This is a genomic window from Allobosea sp. CCNWLY174 (assembly GCF_037120455.1).
GTDB classification, from domain to species: Bacteria; Pseudomonadota; Alphaproteobacteria; order Rhizobiales; family Beijerinckiaceae; genus Allobosea; species Allobosea lupini.
Genome location: NZ_JBBBBQ010000015.1, coordinates 23,963 through 42,353 on the forward strand (window position 1 = coordinate 23,963; position 18,391 = coordinate 42,353).

An 18,391-nucleotide genomic window follows, 5' to 3' on the forward strand; every position below is an offset into this window, starting at 1 on the left:
AAGGTCGGCCGTTCTGGGAAACGCCATGAACTACAAGCTCGATTTCACGCCGGTGCTGGATGGGTTGCCGAGCCTGCTCGCCGCTTGCCTCGGCACGTTCGCGCTGGCGCTCGGCGGCATGGCGCTGGCCATCGTCATCGGCATCGGCGGCGTGATGCTACGCGACTCCCCCATCGCGCCGGTGCGCTGGTTTATCAAGTCCTTCGTCGAAGTCATCCGCAACACGCCCTTCCTAGTGCAGATCTATTTCATCTATTTTGCGCTGCCGCTGGCAGGCGTTCGGCTCGACCCGACGCCCACCGCGATCATCGCGCTCGGCATCAATGGCGGCGCCTACGCTATCGAGATCATCCGCGGCGGCGTCCAGTCGATCGGCCGCGGGCAGATCGAGGCCGGCCTCGCGCTCGGCCTGCACAAGACACAGGTCTTCCGGCTGATCGTTCTGAAGCCGGCGCTGCGGGCGATCTTTCCGTCGCTGACCAGCCAGTTCGTGCTGCTCACGCTGACGACCAGCATCGCCTCGGCGATCTCGGCCTACGAGCTGACCTCGGTCGCTCAGCAGATCGAAACCTCCAGCTTTCGCAGCTTCGAGGTCTACGGCGTCGTGACGGTGTTCTACCTCGTCATCTCCTGGCTGATGATGCGCGGCTTCGGGCTGATCTCGACGCGCTATTTCAGCTACCCGGTGAAGTGAGGACGACGTCATGGGTTCCGACGAATTCCTCTTCCTCCTTACCGGCCTGAAATGGACGGTGGCCCTGTCGGCAGTCGGCTTCCTCGGCGGCGGCATAGCGGGCCTCGCCGTCGCGCTGGCGCGGACCTCAGAGCTTCCGCTGCTGGAGCGCGTGACGGCAGGCTACATCGCGTTGTTTCAGGGCACGCCGCTCCTAATGCAGCTCTTCGTGGTTTACTACGGTTTGGCCCTGATCGGCCTCAAGCTTGACGCTTGGGTCGCGGTGTCGATCGGGTTCACGCTGCATGCCAGCGCTTATCTCGGCGAGATCTGGCGCGGATCGATCGAGGCCGTGCCCAAGGGGCAGACGGAAGCCGCCAAGGCGCTCAGCCTGAACTACCTCTCGCGGATGAAGGACGTGATCTTGCCGCAGGCGATCCGTATCTCGCTGCCGGCGACGATCGGCTTCCTGGTCCAGTTGATCAAGGGTACGTCGCTTGCCGCGATCGTCGGCTTCACCGAGCTGACCAGGGCCGGAAACATCATCTCGAACCAGATCTTTGCGCCGCTGCTGGTCTTCGGGATCGTTGGCATTCTCTACTTTATCATGTGCTGGCCGCTGTCGCTTTACGGCGCGCGCCTTGAGCGCCAATTCGCAGCAACGACGCGCTAGTACGCCACCGACCACCAGGGCCTCAAGGCCATTTTCAACCGAGGGAGAAACGTCATGAAGAAGCTGATCAAGGGATTGCCGAGCCGCCGCCATCTGCTGCTCGGCGGCGCGTTCGCGCTCGCCGCGCCGGTCCTGCTCTCGCAGTCGGGGTTCGCGATCACGCCGGCCGAGATCAAGGCGAAGGGCAAGCTCGTAGTCGGTATTCAGGGCGACAACCCGCCCTGGGGTTTCGTGACCAGCGGCGGCAAGCAGGACGGGCTCGATGCCGACATCGCCACGCTGTTCGCCAAGGAACTCGGGGTCTCCGTCGAATTCGTGCCGCTTGAGGTCAACAACCGGATTCCCGCGCTGACTACCGGCCGCGTCGACGTGCTGTTCGCGACCATGGCGATGCTACCTGAGCGAGCCAAGGCCGTTCAGTTCTCCAAGCCCTATGTCGCCAACACGATCGTGCTGATCGGGAAGAAGAGCGACACGATCAAGACCAACGAGGACATGGGCAAGTTCACCATCGGCGTCGCCAAGGGCGCGGCGCAGGACACACAGGTCACCAAGAACGCCCCGTCCAGCACGACGATCCGGCGCTATGACGGCGATGCGCCTAGCATCCAGGCACTGGTCTCGGGCCAGGTTCAGGCCCTCGGCGGCAATATCTTCTACCTGCAGCGCATCGACCAGGCCCGCCCGGGCGAGTTCGAGAACAAGCTTGAGTTCCAGAACCTCTACAACGGCGCCTGCACCCGTCTCGGCGAGAAGGAGATCAACGCCGCGATCAACACCTTCATCGACAAGATCAAGGCCAGCGGCGAGCTGCAGCAGGTCTACGACAAGTGGATGAAGGTCCCCGTCCACAAATTCCCGGACAGCCTCGAGGGCATCACCTTCACCGCTAGCTGAGCCGTCAAGAATGGATCGGAGTCTTGAGATGACAAGCCAATCCTCGCATGCGCAAGCAGCCGGCGACGCCATGATCAGCATGGCCGGTGTCGAGAAATGGTACGGCGATTTCAAGGCTCTGACCGATATCGACCTGTCGGTCCGCACCGGCGAGAAGATCGTTCTGTGTGGACCGTCGGGGTCCGGCAAGTCGACGCTGATCCGCTGCATCAACCATCTCGAGGCCTATCAGAAAGGCGAGATCTGGGTCGGCGGCACCTTGCTGGGCGATGATGCGAGGACGATCGACGCCATCCGCCGCGAGGTCGGCATGGTCTTCCAGCACTTCAATTTGTTCCCGCATATGACCGTGCTGCAGAACTGCATGCTGGCGCCGATGCGCTCGCTGCGAGTCAGCAAGGCAGAGGCAGAGGCGACGGCCCGCCGGCTCCTCGCCCGCGTCAAGATCCTGGAGCAAGCGGAGAAGTATCCGGCCCAGCTCTCGGGCGGTCAGCAGCAGCGCGTCGCTATCGCCCGCGCGCTGTGCATGCAGCCCAAGGTCATGCTGTTCGACGAGCCGACGTCGGCGCTCGACCCCGAGATGGTCAAGGAAGTCCTCGACACTATGATCGGCCTAGCCGAGGAGGGCATGACCATGATCTGCGTCACCCATGAGATGGGCTTTGCCCGGCAGGTCGCCGATCGGGTCATCTTCATGGCGAGCGGTGCGATCGTCGAGGAGGCACCACCGGCCGAGTTCTTCACCGCGCCCCGGCATGAACGCACCCGGAAGTTCCTGGGCGAGATCCTTCGCAAGCATTGACAGGCAGCATCATCTGGGCGGCCCAGAACCGCTGCTGCTCCAACCGCCTGACGGGCCAAGTCGTCGAGGAGACCGAAATGGGTGATGTGGGACCGCGGCCGCTGCAGATCGGCATCCTCGGAGCCGCCAATATCGCGCGCGCCTTCACCAGCGGCGTCGCGCCTTCGGCGTCCGTCAAGGTCGCGGCGGTAGCCAGCCGCGAGGCGAAGAAAGCCGAAAGCTTCGCCAAGGAGTGCGGCATCCCGCGCTTCCATAACTCGTATGAGGCGCTGCTGGCCGACCCGGCGATCGACGCCGTCTACAATCCGCTGCCAAACTCGCTCCACGCCGAATGGTCGATCCGCGCAATGGAGGCGGGCAAGCACGTGCTGTGCGAAAAGCCGTTGGCGACCAACGCGACCGACGCTCGTGCCATGTTTGCAGCCGCTAGGCGCTTCGGCCGTCATCTGGTCGAGGCCTATCCGTACCGCGCCCAGCCGCAGACCCTGAAGCTGCGCGAATTGCTGGCCGCTGGCACAATTGGCAAGGTACAGCTGATCCATTCGAGCTTCGGCGTGGCCTTTTCCGACCCCAGCAATATCCGCCTGAAACCTGATGTTGGCGGCGGTGCGCTGCTCGATGCCGGCAGCTACTCGGTTAGCCTCGCACTCCTCGCCGCCGGCGGGCGGCCAGAGCGCGTCAGCGCGACGGCGCGCTGGAGCGAGACCGGTGTCGACCTGAGCACGGTGGCGACGCTCGAATTTCCGGATGGTACGCTGGCACAGATCTCATGCAGCTTCGCCACGGCCTTTCATCGCCATGCGCTGGTCGTCGGCGATGGCGGCACGATCGAGACGACCTACCTCAACCATCCGCCGGTCGGCGGGCCGCCGATCCTGACCTTGCGGCGCGGCACGCTTAACACCGTCGTTCCCGAAATCGTCGAAGTCGCCCCGGGCAACGGCTTCCTGGCCGAGGCGGAATCCTTCGAGCGGCTGGTCAGGCAGGGGCCGGAATATTGGACGGGCGCAACACCGGAGGAATCCGTCGACATCGCGCTGACGCTGGACGCCATCCTCGAGAGCGCTCGCTCCAGGACTTCCGTGCAAGTTGCCGCCTAGGGTCACAATTCGAAAGGGCGTTCTCCCCATGATCCGCGGCACCACCACGTCTATCCCGCCAAACTTCGCTTTCCACTTGTAGATGCTGGCGTCGCTCACACCGTGCTTGCGGCACAGATCCGCGACTGAATCACCCGATTCCTGCTCCTTCAGGATCGCGATCATCTGCTCTTCCGAGAAGCGGCTGCGTTTCATGTTCTGGTCCTCTTGCGGGGCCAGAACGAACTTCAAACTGGTTTAGGACCGAGGGGTAACGTCAATCCACAGCCTTCGTCGGACTAAGGTCGCGTTGATCTACAAGCGCACCGGCAATCTGCGAGCGTGCAAACCCCTGCTGGGCCATTCGAAATTGGTGAGCAACGTCAAACATCTGGCATCGAGGTCGACGACGCGTTGCGCATTTCCTAGCAGACCGACCTTTACAAGGGCCGGGGCCCGGCGGCAGCCTTTGCCTTCGCCGGGTCCCTTTCTAGCTTTCATTCTGGCATGACATCTGCAAGTTGACCCCGCAGCTACCGGACTGCACACGGGAACGAACTGCGAGCTTCATGCTCGACTGCGGGCGTTAGCTGACTTCCTGCTGCACGTCGACAACAACCATTCACGCAGCGCGTGGTCCGATGGTCTCGCCATGGGGGACGCGCTCGGGCGCGCCATGGACCATGGTGTAGGCGTAGTCGATGCCCATGCCGTAGGCGCCGGAATGCTCCTTGGCGATCGCGACGACGGCGTCATAGGTTTCCTTGCGGGCCCAATCCCGCTGCCATTCCAGCAGGACCTGCTGCCAGGTGACCGGCACGCAGCCAGCCTGCACCATGCGGTCCATGGCGTATTTATGCGCATCGGCCGAGGTGCCCCCCGAGGCGTCGGCGACCATATAAATCTCGTAGCCGCCCTCCAGCATCGCGCAGAGTGCGAAGGTGGTGTTGCAGACCTCGGTCCAGAGACCCGCGACGACGACCTTCTTGCGGCCGTTGGCAGATAGCGCATCGCGGACGTTCTGGTCGTCCCAGGAGTTCATCGAGGTGCGCTCGAGGATCTTGTTCTGCGGGAAGACCGCCAGAAGCTCGGGATAGGTGTGGCCGGAGAAGCCCTTGGTTTCGACGGTGGTAATGGTGGTGGGGATATTGAAGGTCTTGGCCGCCTTGGCGAGGCCGACGACATTGTTCTTCAGCACCTGCCGGTCAATCGACTGCACGCCGAAGGCCATCTGGGGCTGCTGGTCGATGAAGATGAGCTGGCTGTTCTGCGGGGTCAGGACTTCGAGATGGGACATGGTGTTCTCCTCTTGGGACTCTTGCGTGGGGCTTCAGAAGGTGACGGTCGCCCAACCGGCGGCGAAGGAGCCGGAGCGGCCTCCGGCCTGCCGGATGCGCTCCCCAGGCGCATAGGCAACATAGGTTCCGCCGAGCGTGAGATGGTCGCTCGCGGTCCATTCAAGCGTGGTGGAGACTTGCTGGCCGAGATAACGGCCCGCGCCGCCGGCCGTGCGCGCGACGGGCGTGATCGCCGGGCCGTAGAACGCATCTGCCTTCGCCTGCTTCCAGAGCGGATTCCAGCCGAGCGTGAGCTTCACCTTGGGCAGCAGGGCCAGTGTGATGTTGGGCTGGATGTTAAGCAGGTTGGCCGGTCCGACGAGATTGGCCTCGGAGAAATAGGGCAGTCGCGGGAAGAGCGGATTGAAAGTACCGAGCTTGCCGTCGCGCAGATTGCCGTCACCGCTGAATGCATCGGCGTTGAGGCCGAGGCGCGGCATGAAGGGCAGGTCCGCAAAGCTGTAGCCGACCACGGCCGAGGCCATCTAGGCCTGGATGTCGGCGCGTCCGAAATTGCCAAATTGGTAAGCGCCCTCCAGATTCCAGTCGAATCCGCCGGCCTTCCCAAACAGCCTTGCGCCGACGGTATGGCGATGCTCATCGGCCGTGCCTTGCGCAAAGCGGGCGTTTTCGCGGTTCAGGCCGAGATAGTAGAGATCGGCCTTGAGGCCGGGGACGCCGGGAACGGGGTTTGCCCCGTATACGCCCCAGAACACCTGGGCAGGGTCCGACCTGTCGTCGAACAGCCCCGCCAGCGGCGCGACCGGCCGCACCAGGAAGGCGTCGACGCGGGTGTCGGGCGACGCGAACCAGGCGGCGCGAACGCCGTCAAAGGCACGCCTGATGTTCGGGCTGTCGCGCACCGAGATCAGGCGGGAGGAGCCGAAGCTCATCTCCTGGCGTCCGCCGCGCACCATCAGGCTGCCGGCCGCGATCGGCAGCGTGAGTTCGCCATAGCCCTGGCGCAGGTCGAGCCGATCGAGCTGCGTTCCCGGCGGCGGCCCGGCCCAGATCGGCGCCTGGCCGCTGACGACCTCGACGAAGGCGCGCAGATAGGGGCCGAGTCTGAGGTCCGCCGAGAGGAAGGAGCGGATCAGCAAGCCGTTATTGTGGTCCGGCGTCGCCAGCCCGAAGACGGGATGGCGCGAGAATTCCGGGCGGATGCGGATCTGCCCGCCGAGCCTCAAGCCGACTGCGCCATCCGCCGTCAGCGCGATATCCTTGAAGCGGTCGAACGGATCCGTCTCCGGCGTGCCGCCAGGCTTGTCGGCCTGTGCCATGGCGGCGCCGGCCAGCGGCAGCCAGCACGCGCCGACCAGCGTCGCTTTGCGCAGCCGCCTCATGGCTCCGTCTTCTTTTTGGACGCGGCCGGTTGATACGGCGCGTCGATATGGAGGAAGTGCCGCACGACCGGTCCTTGTTCCTCGGCATGGAAGCGCCTGACCTCGCTCTGGAGATCGGCATCGGCCTTGGAGACGCGGCGATGCTGGCGCAGATGCTCGGCCCAGGACGAGACCATAAACCATTCGACCAACTTGCCGGGATCGGCGGTATCCTCGGTGATACCCCAGCCATAGGCGCCGTCGCGGCGCCGCTCGACCGAGAGCGCGTAGATCGCCTCCAGGAAGGCTTCGCGATCGGCCTGCGGCACACTGTACTCGATTAGAATCAGGACGGGACCGCGATCATTATCGATGGCCTCGGCGACGAGCGGCTCCGGCCAATGATTGGATGGCCCGAGGTCCGCCTCGCCCGCCGGCAGCTTGATCCGGTGCATCACAAGGCCGGCGACCAGCAACGCACCCGCGCCGATCAGCAGAGTGCCGCGGATGCCGGCTGCCTCCGCGACTGCGCCCCAACCGAGGCTGCCGGCGGTCATCGCGCCGTTGAACACCGTGAGGTAGACCGCGAGCGCTCGCCCCCGCACCCAGTTTGGAAGGATCGCCTGGGCGACGCCGTTAAGGGTGGTCAGGGCGACGATCCAGGCCGCGCCAAGCAACAGCAGGATGACGAGGGCGAGCCATTGCGGCGGGCCGAGCGTCAACGCTGCCATCACCGCCGCGGTGACGACAGCCGAGAGAAGCAGCAGCCCATCGGCACCCAGATGCGCGCGTAGGCGCGGCAACAGCACGGCGCCGCCGATCGCGCCGGCGCCGACCGCCCCTAACAGAACACCATAGAAGCCAGCGCCGCCGCCGAGCAGATTGCGCGCGACCAGCGGCAGCAAGGCCCAGACGGCGCTGGCGCAGGCGAAGAAGATCGCGGCACGCAGCAGCACCACATGCAGTTCGCGGCTCGCCTTGGCGTAGCGCAGCCCCGCCCGGAAGGCGCCAGCGAAGCGCTCGCTTAGGGCATCGTCAGCGCCCTGCGGGCGCCGCCACCACAGCAGCGCGCCGATGACGATGACGTAGCTCAGCACGTCGGCGCCATAGGTGAATCCCGCGCCCAAGGCGGCGAGGATCAGCCCACCCAGTGCCGGGCCGATGGCGCGCGAGATGTTGATCCCGAGCGAGTTGAGCGCAACTGCGCTCTTCAGATCCCCCTTGCCGACCAGCTCGGGTACGATCGCCTGCCAGGTCGGCGCCATCAGCGCCGCGCCGACACCGCCCAGGAAGGTGAGGCCCACCAGCGCCGGCACGCTGAGCTGGCCGAGGCTCGCCAGCGCCATCAGCGCAAGGCTGACACAGCCGAGCAGGATCTGGATGGCGATCAGGAACTTGCGGCGGTCGAGGATGTCGGAGAGGACGCCGGCGGGGATCGCCAGCAGGAAGATCGGCAGCGTCGCAGCAGCCTGGACCAGCGCGACCGCGGCGGGCGCGCCGGAGAGGTCGGTGACGAGCCAGGCGCTGGCGACATCGCGCATGAACGAGCCGATATTGCCAATGATCGTCGCCGCCCAGAGCACAGCGAAGACCTTCTGGCGCAGCGGCGCGAAGCTCGAAGCGGGCGGGTGCGACGGAGCCTCGCTCATCATCGCGTCTCCTTCGTCTGGGCGAGATCGTCGAGCGCGACCAGGATGAAGCCCCCGATCAGGCCGAGATGCTCGAAGAAGCCGTTCATCGCCATCATCCGCCCCTGGCCGGCCGGCATCTCCCAAAAGCGCACGGCGATGAACGTCGCGGCCAGGGTGAAGCCGGCGAGCGCCAGCGCGGCGAGCCAGCGCCAGCGGCCGATCAGGATGAGCGCGGTCGCGCCGAGCTCGAAGCCGATCACCCCGACCGCAAAGAGCGGCGCCGGCGTCAGGCCGAAATGGCTCATTTCGACGAGAGCACCCTGAAAATCGAAGATCTTGGTCACCGGCCCCTGGATATAGGCGGCGCAGAGCAGGAGCAGGGCAAGGAAGCGGACTGCGCCAGTCATGTCAGACCGCCCAGCAGGCGCAGCCGAGCGCACCCCAGAAACTCCTGAGATCGGCGACCGGCAGCTTGCTCGACCAGGCGCTGGCATGATCATGGCCATGCACGCCGCAGGAATTGGCGCAGCCGCAATTCGTCATGGCCGTCCGCCGCAGCGAGTTCTTGCCGGCGCCATCAGGTTCCCCCCAGGCGCCATAGCCCTTGAAGGTGCGCACCGGCGACCAGTCCGGCATGGCCGGCGGCGGGGTGCTCTCGTCGGTGCTGGCGAAATCGCGGGCACCATAAACGATCCTGCCGCCGACGATGGTGAGGTCGGCCGTGATGAACGAGATCTCGTCCTCTGGGCAGGCGAAGAAGTCGCGGTCGGGCACGATAAGATCGGCGAACTGGCCGACCGCGATCCTGCCCTTCTTGCCCTCCTCGTTGGAGAACCAAGTGACGTTCTCGGTCCACATCCGCAAAGCCGTCTCGCGGTCGAGGCAGTTGCGCTGCGGCGTCAGGCGCAGGCCGCCGACGGTCTTGCCGGTGACCAACCAGGCGAGCGCGACCCAGGGGTTGTAGGAAGCGACGCGGGTGGCGTCGGTGCCGGCCGAGGTCTTGACGCCCTTCTCAAGCAGCCGCGCCACCGGCGGGGTAGCCTCGGCGGCAGCGGCACCATAGCGCTCGACGAAATACTCGCCCTGATAGGCCATGCGGTGCTGCACGGCGACGCCGCCGCCGAGCGCGGCGATGCGGTCGATCGAGCACTCCGAGATCGTCTCGGCATGGTCGAAGAACCAGTTCAGGCCCGTGAGCGGAATGTCCTTGTCGACTTTCTCAAACACATCGAGGGCGCGCGAGATCGTCTCGTCATAGGTCGCGTGCAGGCGCCAGGGCCAGCGGTTCTCGGCGAGGATGCGCACCACGCCTTCGAGATCGCCCTCCATCTCGGGCGGCATGTCGGGGCGCGGCTCGCGGAAATCCTCGAAATCGGCGGCGGAGAAGACCAGCATTTCGCCCGCGCCGTTATGGCGGAAATAATCGTCGCCCTGCTTGTACTTGGAGGTCTTCGTCCAGTTGAGGAAGTCCTCCTTCTCCTGCTTCGGCTTCTGCGTGAACAGGTTGTAGGCGAGGCGGATCGTCAGCTGGTTCTCGTTGGCGAGCTTCTGGATGACGGCGTAATCGTCCGGATAATTCTGGTAGCCGCCACCGGCATCGATCGCGCCGGTGACGCCGAGCCGGTTGAGCTCGCGCATGAAATGGCGGGTCGAGTTGACCTGGTAGTCGAAGGGCAGCTTCGGCCCCTTGGCCAGCGTCGCATAGAGGATGTTGGCGTTCGGCCGGGCGAGCAGCAGGCCGGTCGGGTTGCCGCTCGCGTCGCGGGTGATCTCGCCGCCGGGCGGGTTGGGCGTGTCCTTCGTATAGCCGACAGCTCGCAGCGCTGCGCCGTTCAGCAGCGCGCGATCGTAGAGATGCAGGATGAAGATCGGCGTATCCGGTGCGACGGCGTTCAGCTCCTCGATCGTGGGCAGGCGCTTTTCGGCGAACTGATGCTCGGTGAAGCCGCCGACGACGCGGACCCATTGCGGCGGCGGCGTCACCGCCACCTGGCGCTTCAGCATGGACATCGCGTCCGCGAGCGAGCGCACGCCGTCCCAGCGCAGCTCCATGTTGAAGTTAAGCCCACCGCGGATGATATGGAGATGGTTGTCGATCAGGCCGGGCAGGACCCGCTTGCCCTTCAGATCGACGATTTTGGTATCCGGTCCTGCATGGGCCATCACCTCGGCCTCGCGGCCGACGGCGAGGAAGCGCCCATCCTTGATGGCCACCGCGCTGGCCGCGGGGTTTCCGCGGTCGAGCGTCGTGATCAGGCCGCTATGCAGGATGAGATCGGCGGACATCGGTTTGTCTCCGGATGGTGAAGTCTGGCCCAAGGCAGAGGCGGCAAGGCCGGGCATGGCGAGCCCGCCCAGAATGGCGCGTCGGGTAGGCATCAGCCGTTCCCTCCGATGTCGGAGCCAGGCTTGCCACCGGCCGCCTTGCCGGCCGGAAGATGTCCGAAGACATGCGGCTTCACCTGATGTTCCCAGGATTGATTGGCAGGCGCCTTCGCCCAGAGGCTCCGCACTAAAGGTGGCAGCTGTTCGCCGACCAAAATCCCGAGGAGCCCGACAAGCGCGACCACGGGCGGCGCCGGCGACCGTACATTGATCAATGCGTAGATCACGCCGACCAGAAGGCCGGCGCCGAGTGACAAGAGGTAGATTTTCATCGCGCGGCCTGTGTGACGGAGGAAGGCCCGCTTGCCGCGGCGACGGTATCGAGGCGCGCGATGACGCGCATCCAGCTCGAACCGTCGGCCCGGGCTCCGTGGACCAGCACCGCGGTACAGGCGCGTTTGGAGAGGGTCGTCATGACCAAAATCCTTTGCGGTGAGTTCGAGTGAGTGGCCGGCGTCCGTCGAACGGGGCGCCGGCCTGTCGCTCAGCTCTCGATGAAGGCCAGCAGATCCGCGTTCAGCACGTCGGCATTGACCGTCAGCATGCCGTGGCTGAAGCCGGGATAGGTCTTGAGCGTGCCGTTTCGCAGCAGCTTGATCGAGGCATGGGCCGAGGCGTCGATCGGCACGATCTGGTCATCCTCGCCGTGGAGCACGAGTGTGGGGACGGAGATAGCCTTCAGGTCCTCGGTCTGGTCCGTTTCAGAAAACGCTTTGATTCCTTCGTAATGGGCGACGGCGCTGCCCATCATCCCCTGCCGCCACCAATTCTGCACGACGCCAGGATAGGCCTTCGCACCGTCCCGGTTGAAACCGTAGAATGGACCGGCGGGAACATCCGTAAAGAATTGCGCGCGGCTGTCGGCAGTGGCCTTGCGGAAATCGTCGAACACCTCGAGCGGTAGCCCGCCCGGATTGCCTTCGGTCTTGAGCATCAGGGGCGGCACGGCACTGACCAGCACCGCCTTGGCGACCCGCCCCCCGGGCTCGCCATATTTGGCGACATAGCGCGCCACTTCACCGCCGCCGGTGGAGTGTCCGATATGGACGGCGTTACGCAGATCGAGCGCCTCGACAACCGCGAAGGCGTCAGCGGCGTAATGATCCATGTCGTGGCCCTGCCAGACATGGGTCGAGCGGCCATGGCCGCGGCGGTCATGCGCGACGACGCGATAGCCCATGCCGAGGAAGAACAGGATCTGCGCGTCCCAATCGTCGGATGACAGGGGCCAGCCGTGATGGAACATGAGGGGCTGCGCGTCTTTCGGCCCGAAATCCTTGTAGAAGATTTCGACACCTTCACCGGTCTTGACTAGAGGCATACTCAATCCTTCTTCTCGACTGATCTCATAAATATTTCATAGTAGAGCATCGATAACTCACGTCTTCATTTTGGACAAAGAAGGCACCGAATGTTCGACAGTGCTGCCAGGAAAAACTGAGTTGGCTTCAATGGCCATGCTGTGCTTTAACGACATTTCGTCGATATGTTAGCGAGGCCATCGTGGGAACGCCATTAGTTACCTCGCGGATACCGGATCCCGATGAGGGCATCGAGCGGCCCGCCGGCCCCGATGCCCGTGAAGCCTGCGCCGCCGATGGCTTCCTCAAGTTCTTCGCGCAGGAATGGACGAGCCACATCGTGCTCGCGCTGGCGCGCCATGGCGCACTTCGTTTCGGGGCGCTTCGCCGGCAGCTCCCGCCCGGTCTCTCGGCACGGGTCCTGTCGGCCCGGCTGAAGGCGCTGGAAGCGGCAGGCTATGTCGAGCGCCGCGACCTCAGCGGACGCGTGCTGCATGTCGAGTACTCCCTGACACCCTCGGGTCTGGCGGTCGACGCGGCTCTCGCCAGCAGCGAGAGCCTGATGTCTGCCAGCCTCTCCAAAATTGGTCAGAAAGAGACGTCCGGGTCTTGATCGATCGTCCGGGCTTGTGCCCGATCGTCCGGCCGCGGATCCCCCCAGCCTCAAGCCCGGCGGCGTCATGCTCCCGGCGGAGCACCCCTCCTCGCGGAGAAGACGCGTGCGAAGTGGCTCTGGTCGGCGAAGCCGCATCGGGCGCCGATCTCCGCCAGCGAAAGTTCGCTGCCTTCCAGGAGCCTTTTTGGCGGTCTCGATCCGCATGTGCGTGAGCCACTGCATCGGCGTCGTGCCGCTGGTCGCGCGGAAGCCCTACATGAAGCTGCTGCGGGACATCCCGCACGCCGCGGCAATGTCTCCGACCAGAACATCGCCGTCGAGATGGCTGGCGAGCAACTCCTTTGCGCGGGCCTCCTGGCCCTGGGAAAGCAGGCGCTGAAGTCGCGCAGATAGATCTTTCCCGGATCGAAGGTGAAGAGCTTTTCCCGGCCGTCGATCACAATCGAGCGACGGTAATGCCCCGAAAGCGAAACACCCCGCAACGCCCCGCGGATACTCTCAGTGGTCGTGACCCGGCCGAGAGGTCGCTTGGACGTCTTGCGCATGACGACCGAACGTCCAGCCTGAAGCCGCTCATTGCGAATGGGACCGGCCGTATCGCAGCCGAGGCTGTCGAGAGCGGCGGCTCGTCGGGTCTCTTCGCGTTGCGCTGAATTAACGCTGATTAGCCTCGGAGCATGGGCCGCTTGTCAATCGATACTCTCGGCCACGGTGTGACCAACGTCCGCTTCCCTTCAGTCGCTGAAGGGCGGCTTCTGTCGCAAGGCAGCCTCTAATTCTTCGCTCAAGCCCGTTTTGCGCCACCTTGCTCGGCATTCCCGATTGAACCTTGGCTGCGCAAGCGAGGTCAGCGTTGCTCGCCCGGCTTCCTGCTCCGCACCAAATCAAACGATAGGTGCCATAGAGGTCCGCAACGGTCCAATCTTCCGGGCAGCTCGCTAATCGACTGAGCTAAGCTTCAGCTCTTGAGTCAGCCATCGCGCGAAGGTTCGGACGGCGAGCCGGGATTTCGCCACCCGCGGAAAGACGAGGTAGTGGCCGATATAGCGGACGTCCTGCGCGCGGCCAGCCAGAGGGGCTACGAGCCGACCATCGGCGAGCTCGCGTTCGGCCAGGCGCGTGGATTCGAGCGCGACCCCGAGTCCGTCGACCGCCGCAGCGATCGCCATGAACGAGCGGTCGAAGCGTGATCCGCGCGAAGCTTGCGAAGAGAGGTCGTTGGCGGCGAACCAGCCGGCCCACCGCACGCGCTTGTTGTCGCTTTCTATCAACTTGGCCGACTTGAGATCCTCGATCGTGCGGATGTTCTCGGCCACTTCGGGCGCGCAGAGCGGGGTCACGGTCTCCTCGCCAAGCGGGATGACGACGAGCCCTTCCTGACGGGGCGGTCCGTAACAAATGTCGGCGTCGAACTCGTCGTGCTCGAAACGCGGATAGTCGATACCCGCCGCCAGTCGCACCTCCAGTCCCGGCTGCGTCTCGAGCAGGCCGCGCAGCCGCGGCATCAGCCACTGCGTCGCCATCGAAGGCGCGCAGTGCAGTCGCAGGAGATTTCCTGAGCGAGCCCCGATCGTCTCGACGCCCTGCCGCATCTCGTCGAACGCGGTCGCGACATGGGAGAGGAGCGCTTCGCCCGCTCCGTTCAGGCGGATGGCGCGGCTCTGACGATCGAAGAGCGTGGTGCCCATCAGCTCCTCGAGCTTGCGGATGGCATGGCTGATCGCGCTCGACGATATTCCCAGCTCCTCTCCGGCCGCACGGAAGGACCCTGTCCGTGACGCTGCCTCGAAGGCCTGCAGCGAGGAAAGTGGAAGGCGTCTCAATCGGGCGAGCTCCGGGCGATGTCGGGCCAGGGCGTTATACCTGAACTCAATTCATGTAAGACGCAATTTTTTGCGTTTCCCAGCTGCCGATCCATGAGCCACTCTCAGCAGCATAAGAAGTGCTTCTAGGGACGGACATGCTTCTGCAGAACAAGACTGCTGCCATCTCTGGCGCGGCGAGCGCACGCGGGATCGGCCTGGCGACCGCCAGGCTCTTCGCGGCCCATGGCGCCCGCGTCGCCATCCTCGACATCGACGAGGCTGCAGCGCGCCAAGCCGCGGCCGGGCTCGGTCCCGGCCATATCGGTCTGCGCTGCGACGTCGCCGACAAGGCATCCTGTCAGTCGGCCGCCGACGCGGTCATCGCCGCATTCGGCGGGATCGACATCCTCGTCAACAATGCCGGCGTGACGCAGCCGGTGAAGACGCTCGATATCGACGAGGCGAGCTGGGACCGGATTCAGGACGTAAACACCAAGGGCGTGCTCTTCCTGAGCCAAGTCTTCATCCCACACATGCAGGCGCGCGGCGGCGGCTCGATCGCCTGCATGTCCTCGGTCTCCGCGCAGCGCGGCGGCGGCATCTTCGGCGGGCCGCATTACTCTGCCGCCAAGGCCGGCGTGCTCGGCCTCGCCAAGGCGATGGCGCGCGAGTTCGGCCCCGACCGCATCCGCGTGAACTGCGTCACGCCCGGTCTGATCGAGACCGACATCACCGGCGGCAAACTGACCGAGGAGATGCGCCGGGAGATCCTCCGGGGCATCCCGCTCGGCCGCCTCGGCGACGCGGCGGATGTGGCGGGCATCTATCTTTTTCTCGCTTCCGACCTTTCGGCCTACGTGACCGGCGCGGTGATCGACGTGAACGGCGGGATGCTGATCCATGGCTGAGGCACCGCATGATGCCGATCGAGCCGGCCACGCTCCGATCGGCCACAACGTCTCGCTCGCGCGTCGCGCCTGGAACATCCGGCGGCACGCTATCCGGATGGGCGAGGTCCAGGGCCAGGGCTACATCGCCCAGGCGCTCGACATCGCCGATGTGCTGGCTGCCGCCTACTTCCACGCCATGCGCTACCGGCCGGACGATCCGGAGTGGGAAGGCCGCGACCGCTTCCTTCTCTCCAACGGCCACTATGCGATCGCGCTCTACGCCGCGCTGATCGAGGCCGGGATCATCCCCGAGGACGAGCTCGAAACCTATGGCTCGGACGAGAGCCGCCTGCCGATGTCCGGCATGGCCGCCTACACGCCCGGCATGGAAATGTCGGGCGGCTCGCTCGGCATCGGGCTTTCGATCGCCGTCGGCCGGGCGCTCGGGCTCAAGCGCAAGGCCTCGGACGCGACCGTCTATACGCTGTTTTCGGATGGCGAGCTCGACGAGGGCTCGGTCTGGGAAGCGATCCTGGGCGCCGCCCATCACCAGCTCGACAACCTGATCGCCGTCGTCGACATCAACAACCAGCAGGCGGACGGACCCTCGACCAAGGTCATGGGTTTCGAGCCGCTCGTCGACAAGCTCCATGCTTTCGGATGGTTTGTGACGCGGGTCGATGGCAACGACCTCGACGCCGTCCGCGATGCCTTCGACGCCTGCAAGGCCCAGCGCGGACAGGGCCGGCCGGCCATGATCGTCGCCGATACGCTAATGGGTAAGGGTGTACCCTTCCTGGAGGCACGCGAGAAGAACCACTTCATCCGCGTCGAAGCCCATGAGTGGGCGCTCGCTCTCCAAGCGCTCGACGAGCGGAGGCCCGCATGAAGCCCGCCGTACCACCGTCCACGGGCAAGCCGCGCCTTACCACGTCGGCGATGATTGCCTCGATCGCTGGCGAAGGTCAGCGCACGAAGCCTGCGCCTTTCGGCCATGCGCTCGTCGAGCTGGCGAAGAGCGACGAGCGTGTCCTCGGCATGACCGCCGACCTCGGCAAGTACACCGACCTGCACATCTTTGCGCAGGCCCTTCCCGAGCGGCACTACCAGATGGGCATGGCCGAACAGCTGCTCTTCGGGGCGGCCTCGGGACTCGCGGCCGAAGGCTTCACGCCATTCGCGACGACCTATGCCGTTTTCGCGTCGCGTCGCGCCTACGACTTCATCCACCAGACGATCGCGGAAGAAGACCGCAATGTGAAGATCGTCTGCGCATTGCCGGGACTGACCTCGGGCTACGGTCCCTCGCACCAGGCGGCCGAAGATCTCGCACTATTCCGGGCGATGCCGAACATCACGGTGATCGACCCTTGCGACGCGCACGAGATCGAGCAGGCCGTGCCGGCCATCGCCGCGCATCAGGGCCCGGTCTATATGCGGCTGCTGCGCGGGCAGGTGCCTCTCGTGCTCGACGAGTACGGGTACAGCTTCGAGCTCGGCAGGGCGAAGCTCCTGCGCGACGGAGCGGAGGTCCTGTTCGTCTCGTCGGGCATCCTGACGATGCGCGCGCTTGAGGCGGCAAAGCTCCTCGAAAATGACCGGATCGGGGCCGCAGTCCTGCATGTCCCTACGATCAAGCCGCTCGATGCCGCGGCGATCGTCGACGCCTGCTCCAGGCCCGGTCGTCTCGTTATCGTTGCTGAGAACCACACCGTCATTGGCGGGCTGGGCGAGGCCGTGGCGGGCTTGCTGATGAGAGAGAGCGTGCATCCCGCCTTCCGCATGATCGGCCTGCCGGACGAGTTCCTGGCGGCCGGCGCGCTGCCGACGCTCCACGACCGCTACGGCATCTCGACCGAGGCGATCTGCGCCCGTGTGAAGGAGTGGGTCGGCTGAGACCGCCTTCGCCCATCGACCATCGACAGAAGCGCTTTCAGGCGACGTCACATCAGGGAGCAAAGCCATGACCAAGAATCAACTGATCGCCACCGGTCTGAGCCGTCGCGGGCTGCTGGCAGCGGGCGTCGCCATGCCGGCGCTCCTAACGCTGCCGCGCGGCGCGCAGGCGCAGGTGACGATGACGCTAGGCCACAACGCCGCTGCCGGCAATCCACGCTGGATCGCGGCTGATCGGTTCGGCGAACTCCTGAAGGAGCGCACGAAGGGGCGCCTTGCCGTTCGCGTGGCCGGAGCCGAACAGCTTGGCAACGAGCAGTCGCTGCTCACGAGCCTCAGGACCGGTGCGGTCGACATGACCGTCAACAGCCAGGGCTCCACCTCGGCCCTGCTGCCGGAGCTCGCCGCGCTCGGCCTACCCTTCCTGTTCAGGACCTCGGCGGAGGCGTTCTCGCTGCTTGAAGGGCCGATCGGCACCGAGCTTGATAAGCGCTTCGCCAAGATCGGCATGGTGCCGCTCGGCTGGTGGGACAACGGTATCCGCCACGTCACCAACAGCAAGCGCGCCATCGCGAAGCCCACCGATCTCAAGGGCCTGAAGATCCGGACGCCGCCCGATCCGATGACGATCGACATCTTCCAGGCGCTCGGCGCTGGCACGGAGCAAATTTCGTTCGGCGAGCTTTACGTCGCACTCCAGCAGGGCGTTGTTGACGGGCAGGAGAACCCGCTCGTGAACATCGCCTCGTCGAAGCTCTTCGAGGTCAACCGTTTCATTTCGCTGACCGCGCATAAATGGGAGTGCTCGCCCTTCCTGATGTCGCAGATCACCTGGATGCGGCTGTCGCCGGCCGATCGCGAGGTGGTGAGGGCGACGGCGAAGGAGGCGGGCGAGCTTCAGCGCAAGCTCTTCCTGGAGGCCGACAGCAAGTTCGCCGGCGAGTTCAGGGCGAACCCGAAGCTGCAGGTCAACGAGGCCGACCAGGCAGCTTTCCGCGAGGCTTCGGCCAAGGTCTACGACACCTGGAAGGCCAAGCCCTTCGGCGACTTCGTCGATCGCCTCGTCAAGACGGCGCGGGGCTGA

At 65.2% G+C, this 18,391-nt stretch carries 18 protein-coding genes and 3 pseudogenes; 11 read left to right on the forward strand and 10 right to left on the reverse strand.

Translation table 11 applies throughout. The features are described from left to right. Positions 1-25 precede the first annotated feature (25 nt). From V7S63_RS27320 to V7S63_RS27340, 5 genes are all read left to right on the forward strand, one after another. The gene (locus V7S63_RS27320) at positions 26-694 is read left to right on the forward strand and encodes an amino acid ABC transporter permease (protein WP_336532635.1); all 669 of its coding nucleotides are present in this window, start codon (positions 26-28) and stop codon (positions 692-694) included. 10 nt (positions 695-704) lie between these two features. Further along, positions 705-1,346, forward strand: a complete 642-nt coding sequence (locus V7S63_RS27325) for an amino acid ABC transporter permease (protein WP_336532636.1) — start codon at positions 705-707, stop codon at positions 1,344-1,346. Between the two features lie 54 nt (positions 1,347-1,400). Further along, positions 1,401-2,243, forward strand: a complete 843-nt coding sequence (locus V7S63_RS27330) for a transporter substrate-binding domain-containing protein (RefSeq protein ID WP_442896528.1) — start codon at positions 1,401-1,403, stop codon at positions 2,241-2,243. Positions 2,244-2,271: 28 nt separating this feature from the next. Next, positions 2,272-3,045 carry an amino acid ABC transporter ATP-binding protein gene (locus V7S63_RS27335; protein ID WP_336532637.1) on the forward strand — a complete coding sequence of 258 codons (774 nt, stop codon included), beginning with the start codon at positions 2,272-2,274 and terminating at the stop codon, positions 3,043-3,045. 77 nt (positions 3,046-3,122) lie between these two features. Further along, a complete protein-coding gene (locus V7S63_RS27340) occupies positions 3,123-4,145 on the forward strand; it encodes a Gfo/Idh/MocA family protein (RefSeq protein WP_336532638.1) in 1,023 nt (340 codons plus the stop codon). A 45-nt stretch (positions 4,146-4,190) separates the two neighbouring features. Here the strand turns inward: V7S63_RS27340 and V7S63_RS27345 are convergent. Next, positions 4,191-4,340, reverse strand: a pseudogene (locus V7S63_RS27345) (transposase); the annotation flags it as partial. 67 nt (positions 4,341-4,407) lie between these two features. On the opposite strand from V7S63_RS27345, the pseudogene V7S63_RS27350 reads away from it, so the two are divergent. Further along, a pseudogene (locus V7S63_RS27350) lies at positions 4,408-4,553 on the forward strand (integrase); the annotation flags it as partial. Positions 4,554-4,746: 193 nt separating this feature from the next. Here V7S63_RS27350 and V7S63_RS27355 read toward each other — a convergent pair. From V7S63_RS27355 to V7S63_RS27390, 8 genes and pseudogenes are all read right to left on the reverse strand, one after another. Then, positions 4,747-5,421 (reverse strand): hydrolase, encoded by a 675-nt coding sequence (locus V7S63_RS27355; protein WP_336532639.1) that lies wholly within the window; start codon positions 5,419-5,421, stop codon positions 4,747-4,749. A gap of 33 nt (positions 5,422-5,454) precedes the next feature. Further along, positions 5,455-6,804 (reverse strand): annotated as a pseudogene (locus V7S63_RS27360) (alginate export family protein). Then, a complete protein-coding gene (locus tag V7S63_RS27365) occupies positions 6,801-8,432 on the reverse strand; it encodes an MFS transporter (protein ID WP_336532640.1) in 1,632 nt (543 codons plus the stop codon). The pseudogene V7S63_RS27360 and the gene V7S63_RS27365 overlap by 4 nt, the downstream one beginning before the upstream one ends. Then, entirely contained in the window at positions 8,432-8,821 is a 390-nt protein-coding gene (locus V7S63_RS27370; RefSeq protein WP_091839587.1) for a DoxX family protein, read from the reverse strand. The genes V7S63_RS27365 and V7S63_RS27370 overlap by 1 nt, the downstream gene beginning before the upstream one ends. 1 nt (position 8,822) lies before the next feature. Then, on the reverse strand, positions 8,823-10,793 hold the full coding sequence (locus V7S63_RS27375) for an amidohydrolase (protein WP_442896529.1): 1,971 nt from the start codon (positions 10,791-10,793) through the stop codon (positions 8,823-8,825). Continuing rightward, positions 10,793-11,071 carry a XapX domain-containing protein gene (locus V7S63_RS27380; protein ID WP_336532641.1) on the reverse strand — a complete coding sequence of 93 codons (279 nt, stop codon included), beginning with the start codon at positions 11,069-11,071 and terminating at the stop codon, positions 10,793-10,795. Before V7S63_RS27380 ends, V7S63_RS27375 begins: the two co-directional genes overlap by 1 nt. After that, on the reverse strand, positions 11,068-11,214 hold the full coding sequence (locus V7S63_RS27385; RefSeq protein WP_336532642.1) for a hypothetical protein: 147 nt from the start codon (positions 11,212-11,214) through the stop codon (positions 11,068-11,070). The genes V7S63_RS27380 and V7S63_RS27385 overlap by 4 nt, the downstream gene beginning before the upstream one ends. Before the next feature lie 69 nt (positions 11,215-11,283). After that, positions 11,284-12,120 (reverse strand): alpha/beta fold hydrolase, encoded by an 837-nt coding sequence (locus V7S63_RS27390; RefSeq protein ID WP_336532643.1) that lies wholly within the window; start codon positions 12,118-12,120, stop codon positions 11,284-11,286. Positions 12,121-12,302: 182 nt separating this feature from the next. Here V7S63_RS27390 and V7S63_RS27395 point away from each other — a divergent pair, with 182 nt between their 5' ends. Continuing rightward, a complete protein-coding gene (locus V7S63_RS27395) occupies positions 12,303-12,713 on the forward strand; it encodes a winged helix-turn-helix transcriptional regulator (RefSeq protein WP_244543954.1) in 411 nt (136 codons plus the stop codon). 941 nt (positions 12,714-13,654) lie between these two features. Here V7S63_RS27395 and V7S63_RS27400 read toward each other — a convergent pair. Next, a complete protein-coding gene (locus V7S63_RS27400) occupies positions 13,655-14,539 on the reverse strand; it encodes a LysR substrate-binding domain-containing protein (RefSeq protein ID WP_336532644.1) in 885 nt (294 codons plus the stop codon). Positions 14,540-14,676: 137 nt separating this feature from the next. On the opposite strand from V7S63_RS27400, the gene V7S63_RS27405 reads away from it, so the two are divergent. From V7S63_RS27405 to V7S63_RS27420, 4 genes are all read left to right on the forward strand, one after another. Next, a complete protein-coding gene (locus V7S63_RS27405) occupies positions 14,677-15,429 on the forward strand; it encodes an SDR family NAD(P)-dependent oxidoreductase (RefSeq protein ID WP_091839562.1) in 753 nt (250 codons plus the stop codon). Next, positions 15,422-16,300 carry a transketolase gene (locus V7S63_RS27410; protein WP_336532645.1) on the forward strand — a complete coding sequence of 293 codons (879 nt, stop codon included), beginning with the start codon at positions 15,422-15,424 and terminating at the stop codon, positions 16,298-16,300. The genes V7S63_RS27405 and V7S63_RS27410 overlap by 8 nt, the downstream gene beginning before the upstream one ends. Continuing rightward, positions 16,297-17,307 (forward strand): transketolase family protein, encoded by a 1,011-nt coding sequence (locus V7S63_RS27415; RefSeq protein WP_091839556.1) that lies wholly within the window; start codon positions 16,297-16,299, stop codon positions 17,305-17,307. The genes V7S63_RS27410 and V7S63_RS27415 overlap by 4 nt, the downstream gene beginning before the upstream one ends. 67 nt (positions 17,308-17,374) lie before the next feature. Then, the gene (locus V7S63_RS27420) at positions 17,375-18,391 is read left to right on the forward strand and encodes a TRAP transporter substrate-binding protein (protein WP_336532646.1); all 1,017 of its coding nucleotides are present in this window, start codon (positions 17,375-17,377) and stop codon (positions 18,389-18,391) included.

What these genes read in the sequence shown, in the direction of transcription:
- V7S63_RS27320 (WP_336532635.1), top strand. Translation starts at nt 26, where the DNA reads ATGAACTACAAGCTCGATTTCACGCCGGTGCTGGATGGGTTGCCGAGC.
- V7S63_RS27325 (WP_336532636.1), top strand. Translation starts at nt 705, where the DNA reads ATGGGTTCCGACGAATTCCTCTTCCTCCTTACCGGCCTGAAATGGACG.
- V7S63_RS27330 (WP_442896528.1), top strand. Translation starts at nt 1,401, where the DNA reads ATGAAGAAGCTGATCAAGGGATTGCCGAGCCGCCGCCATCTGCTGCTC.
- V7S63_RS27335 (WP_336532637.1), top strand. Translation starts at nt 2,272, where the DNA reads ATGACAAGCCAATCCTCGCATGCGCAAGCAGCCGGCGACGCCATGATC.
- V7S63_RS27340 (WP_336532638.1), top strand. Translation starts at nt 3,123, where the DNA reads ATGGGTGATGTGGGACCGCGGCCGCTGCAGATCGGCATCCTCGGAGCC.
- V7S63_RS27355 (WP_336532639.1), bottom strand. Translation starts at nt 5,421, where the DNA reads ATGTCCCATCTCGAAGTCCTGACCCCGCAGAACAGCCAGCTCATCTTC.
- V7S63_RS27365 (WP_336532640.1), bottom strand. Translation starts at nt 8,432, where the DNA reads ATGAGCGAGGCTCCGTCGCACCCGCCCGCTTCGAGCTTCGCGCCGCTG.
- V7S63_RS27370 (WP_091839587.1), bottom strand. Translation starts at nt 8,821, where the DNA reads ATGACTGGCGCAGTCCGCTTCCTTGCCCTGCTCCTGCTCTGCGCCGCC.
- V7S63_RS27375 (WP_442896529.1), bottom strand. Translation starts at nt 10,793, where the DNA reads ATGCCTACCCGACGCGCCATTCTGGGCGGGCTCGCCATGCCCGGCCTT.
- V7S63_RS27380 (WP_336532641.1), bottom strand. Translation starts at nt 11,071, where the DNA reads ATGAAAATCTACCTCTTGTCACTCGGCGCCGGCCTTCTGGTCGGCGTG.
- V7S63_RS27385 (WP_336532642.1), bottom strand. Translation starts at nt 11,214, where the DNA reads ATGACGACCCTCTCCAAACGCGCCTGTACCGCGGTGCTGGTCCACGGA.
- V7S63_RS27390 (WP_336532643.1), bottom strand. Translation starts at nt 12,120, where the DNA reads ATGCCTCTAGTCAAGACCGGTGAAGGTGTCGAAATCTTCTACAAGGAT.
- V7S63_RS27405 (WP_091839562.1), top strand. Translation starts at nt 14,677, where the DNA reads ATGCTTCTGCAGAACAAGACTGCTGCCATCTCTGGCGCGGCGAGCGCA.
- V7S63_RS27410 (WP_336532645.1), top strand. Translation starts at nt 15,422, where the DNA reads ATGGCTGAGGCACCGCATGATGCCGATCGAGCCGGCCACGCTCCGATC.
- V7S63_RS27415 (WP_091839556.1), top strand. Translation starts at nt 16,297, where the DNA reads ATGAAGCCCGCCGTACCACCGTCCACGGGCAAGCCGCGCCTTACCACG.
- V7S63_RS27420 (WP_336532646.1), top strand. Translation starts at nt 17,375, where the DNA reads ATGACCAAGAATCAACTGATCGCCACCGGTCTGAGCCGTCGCGGGCTG.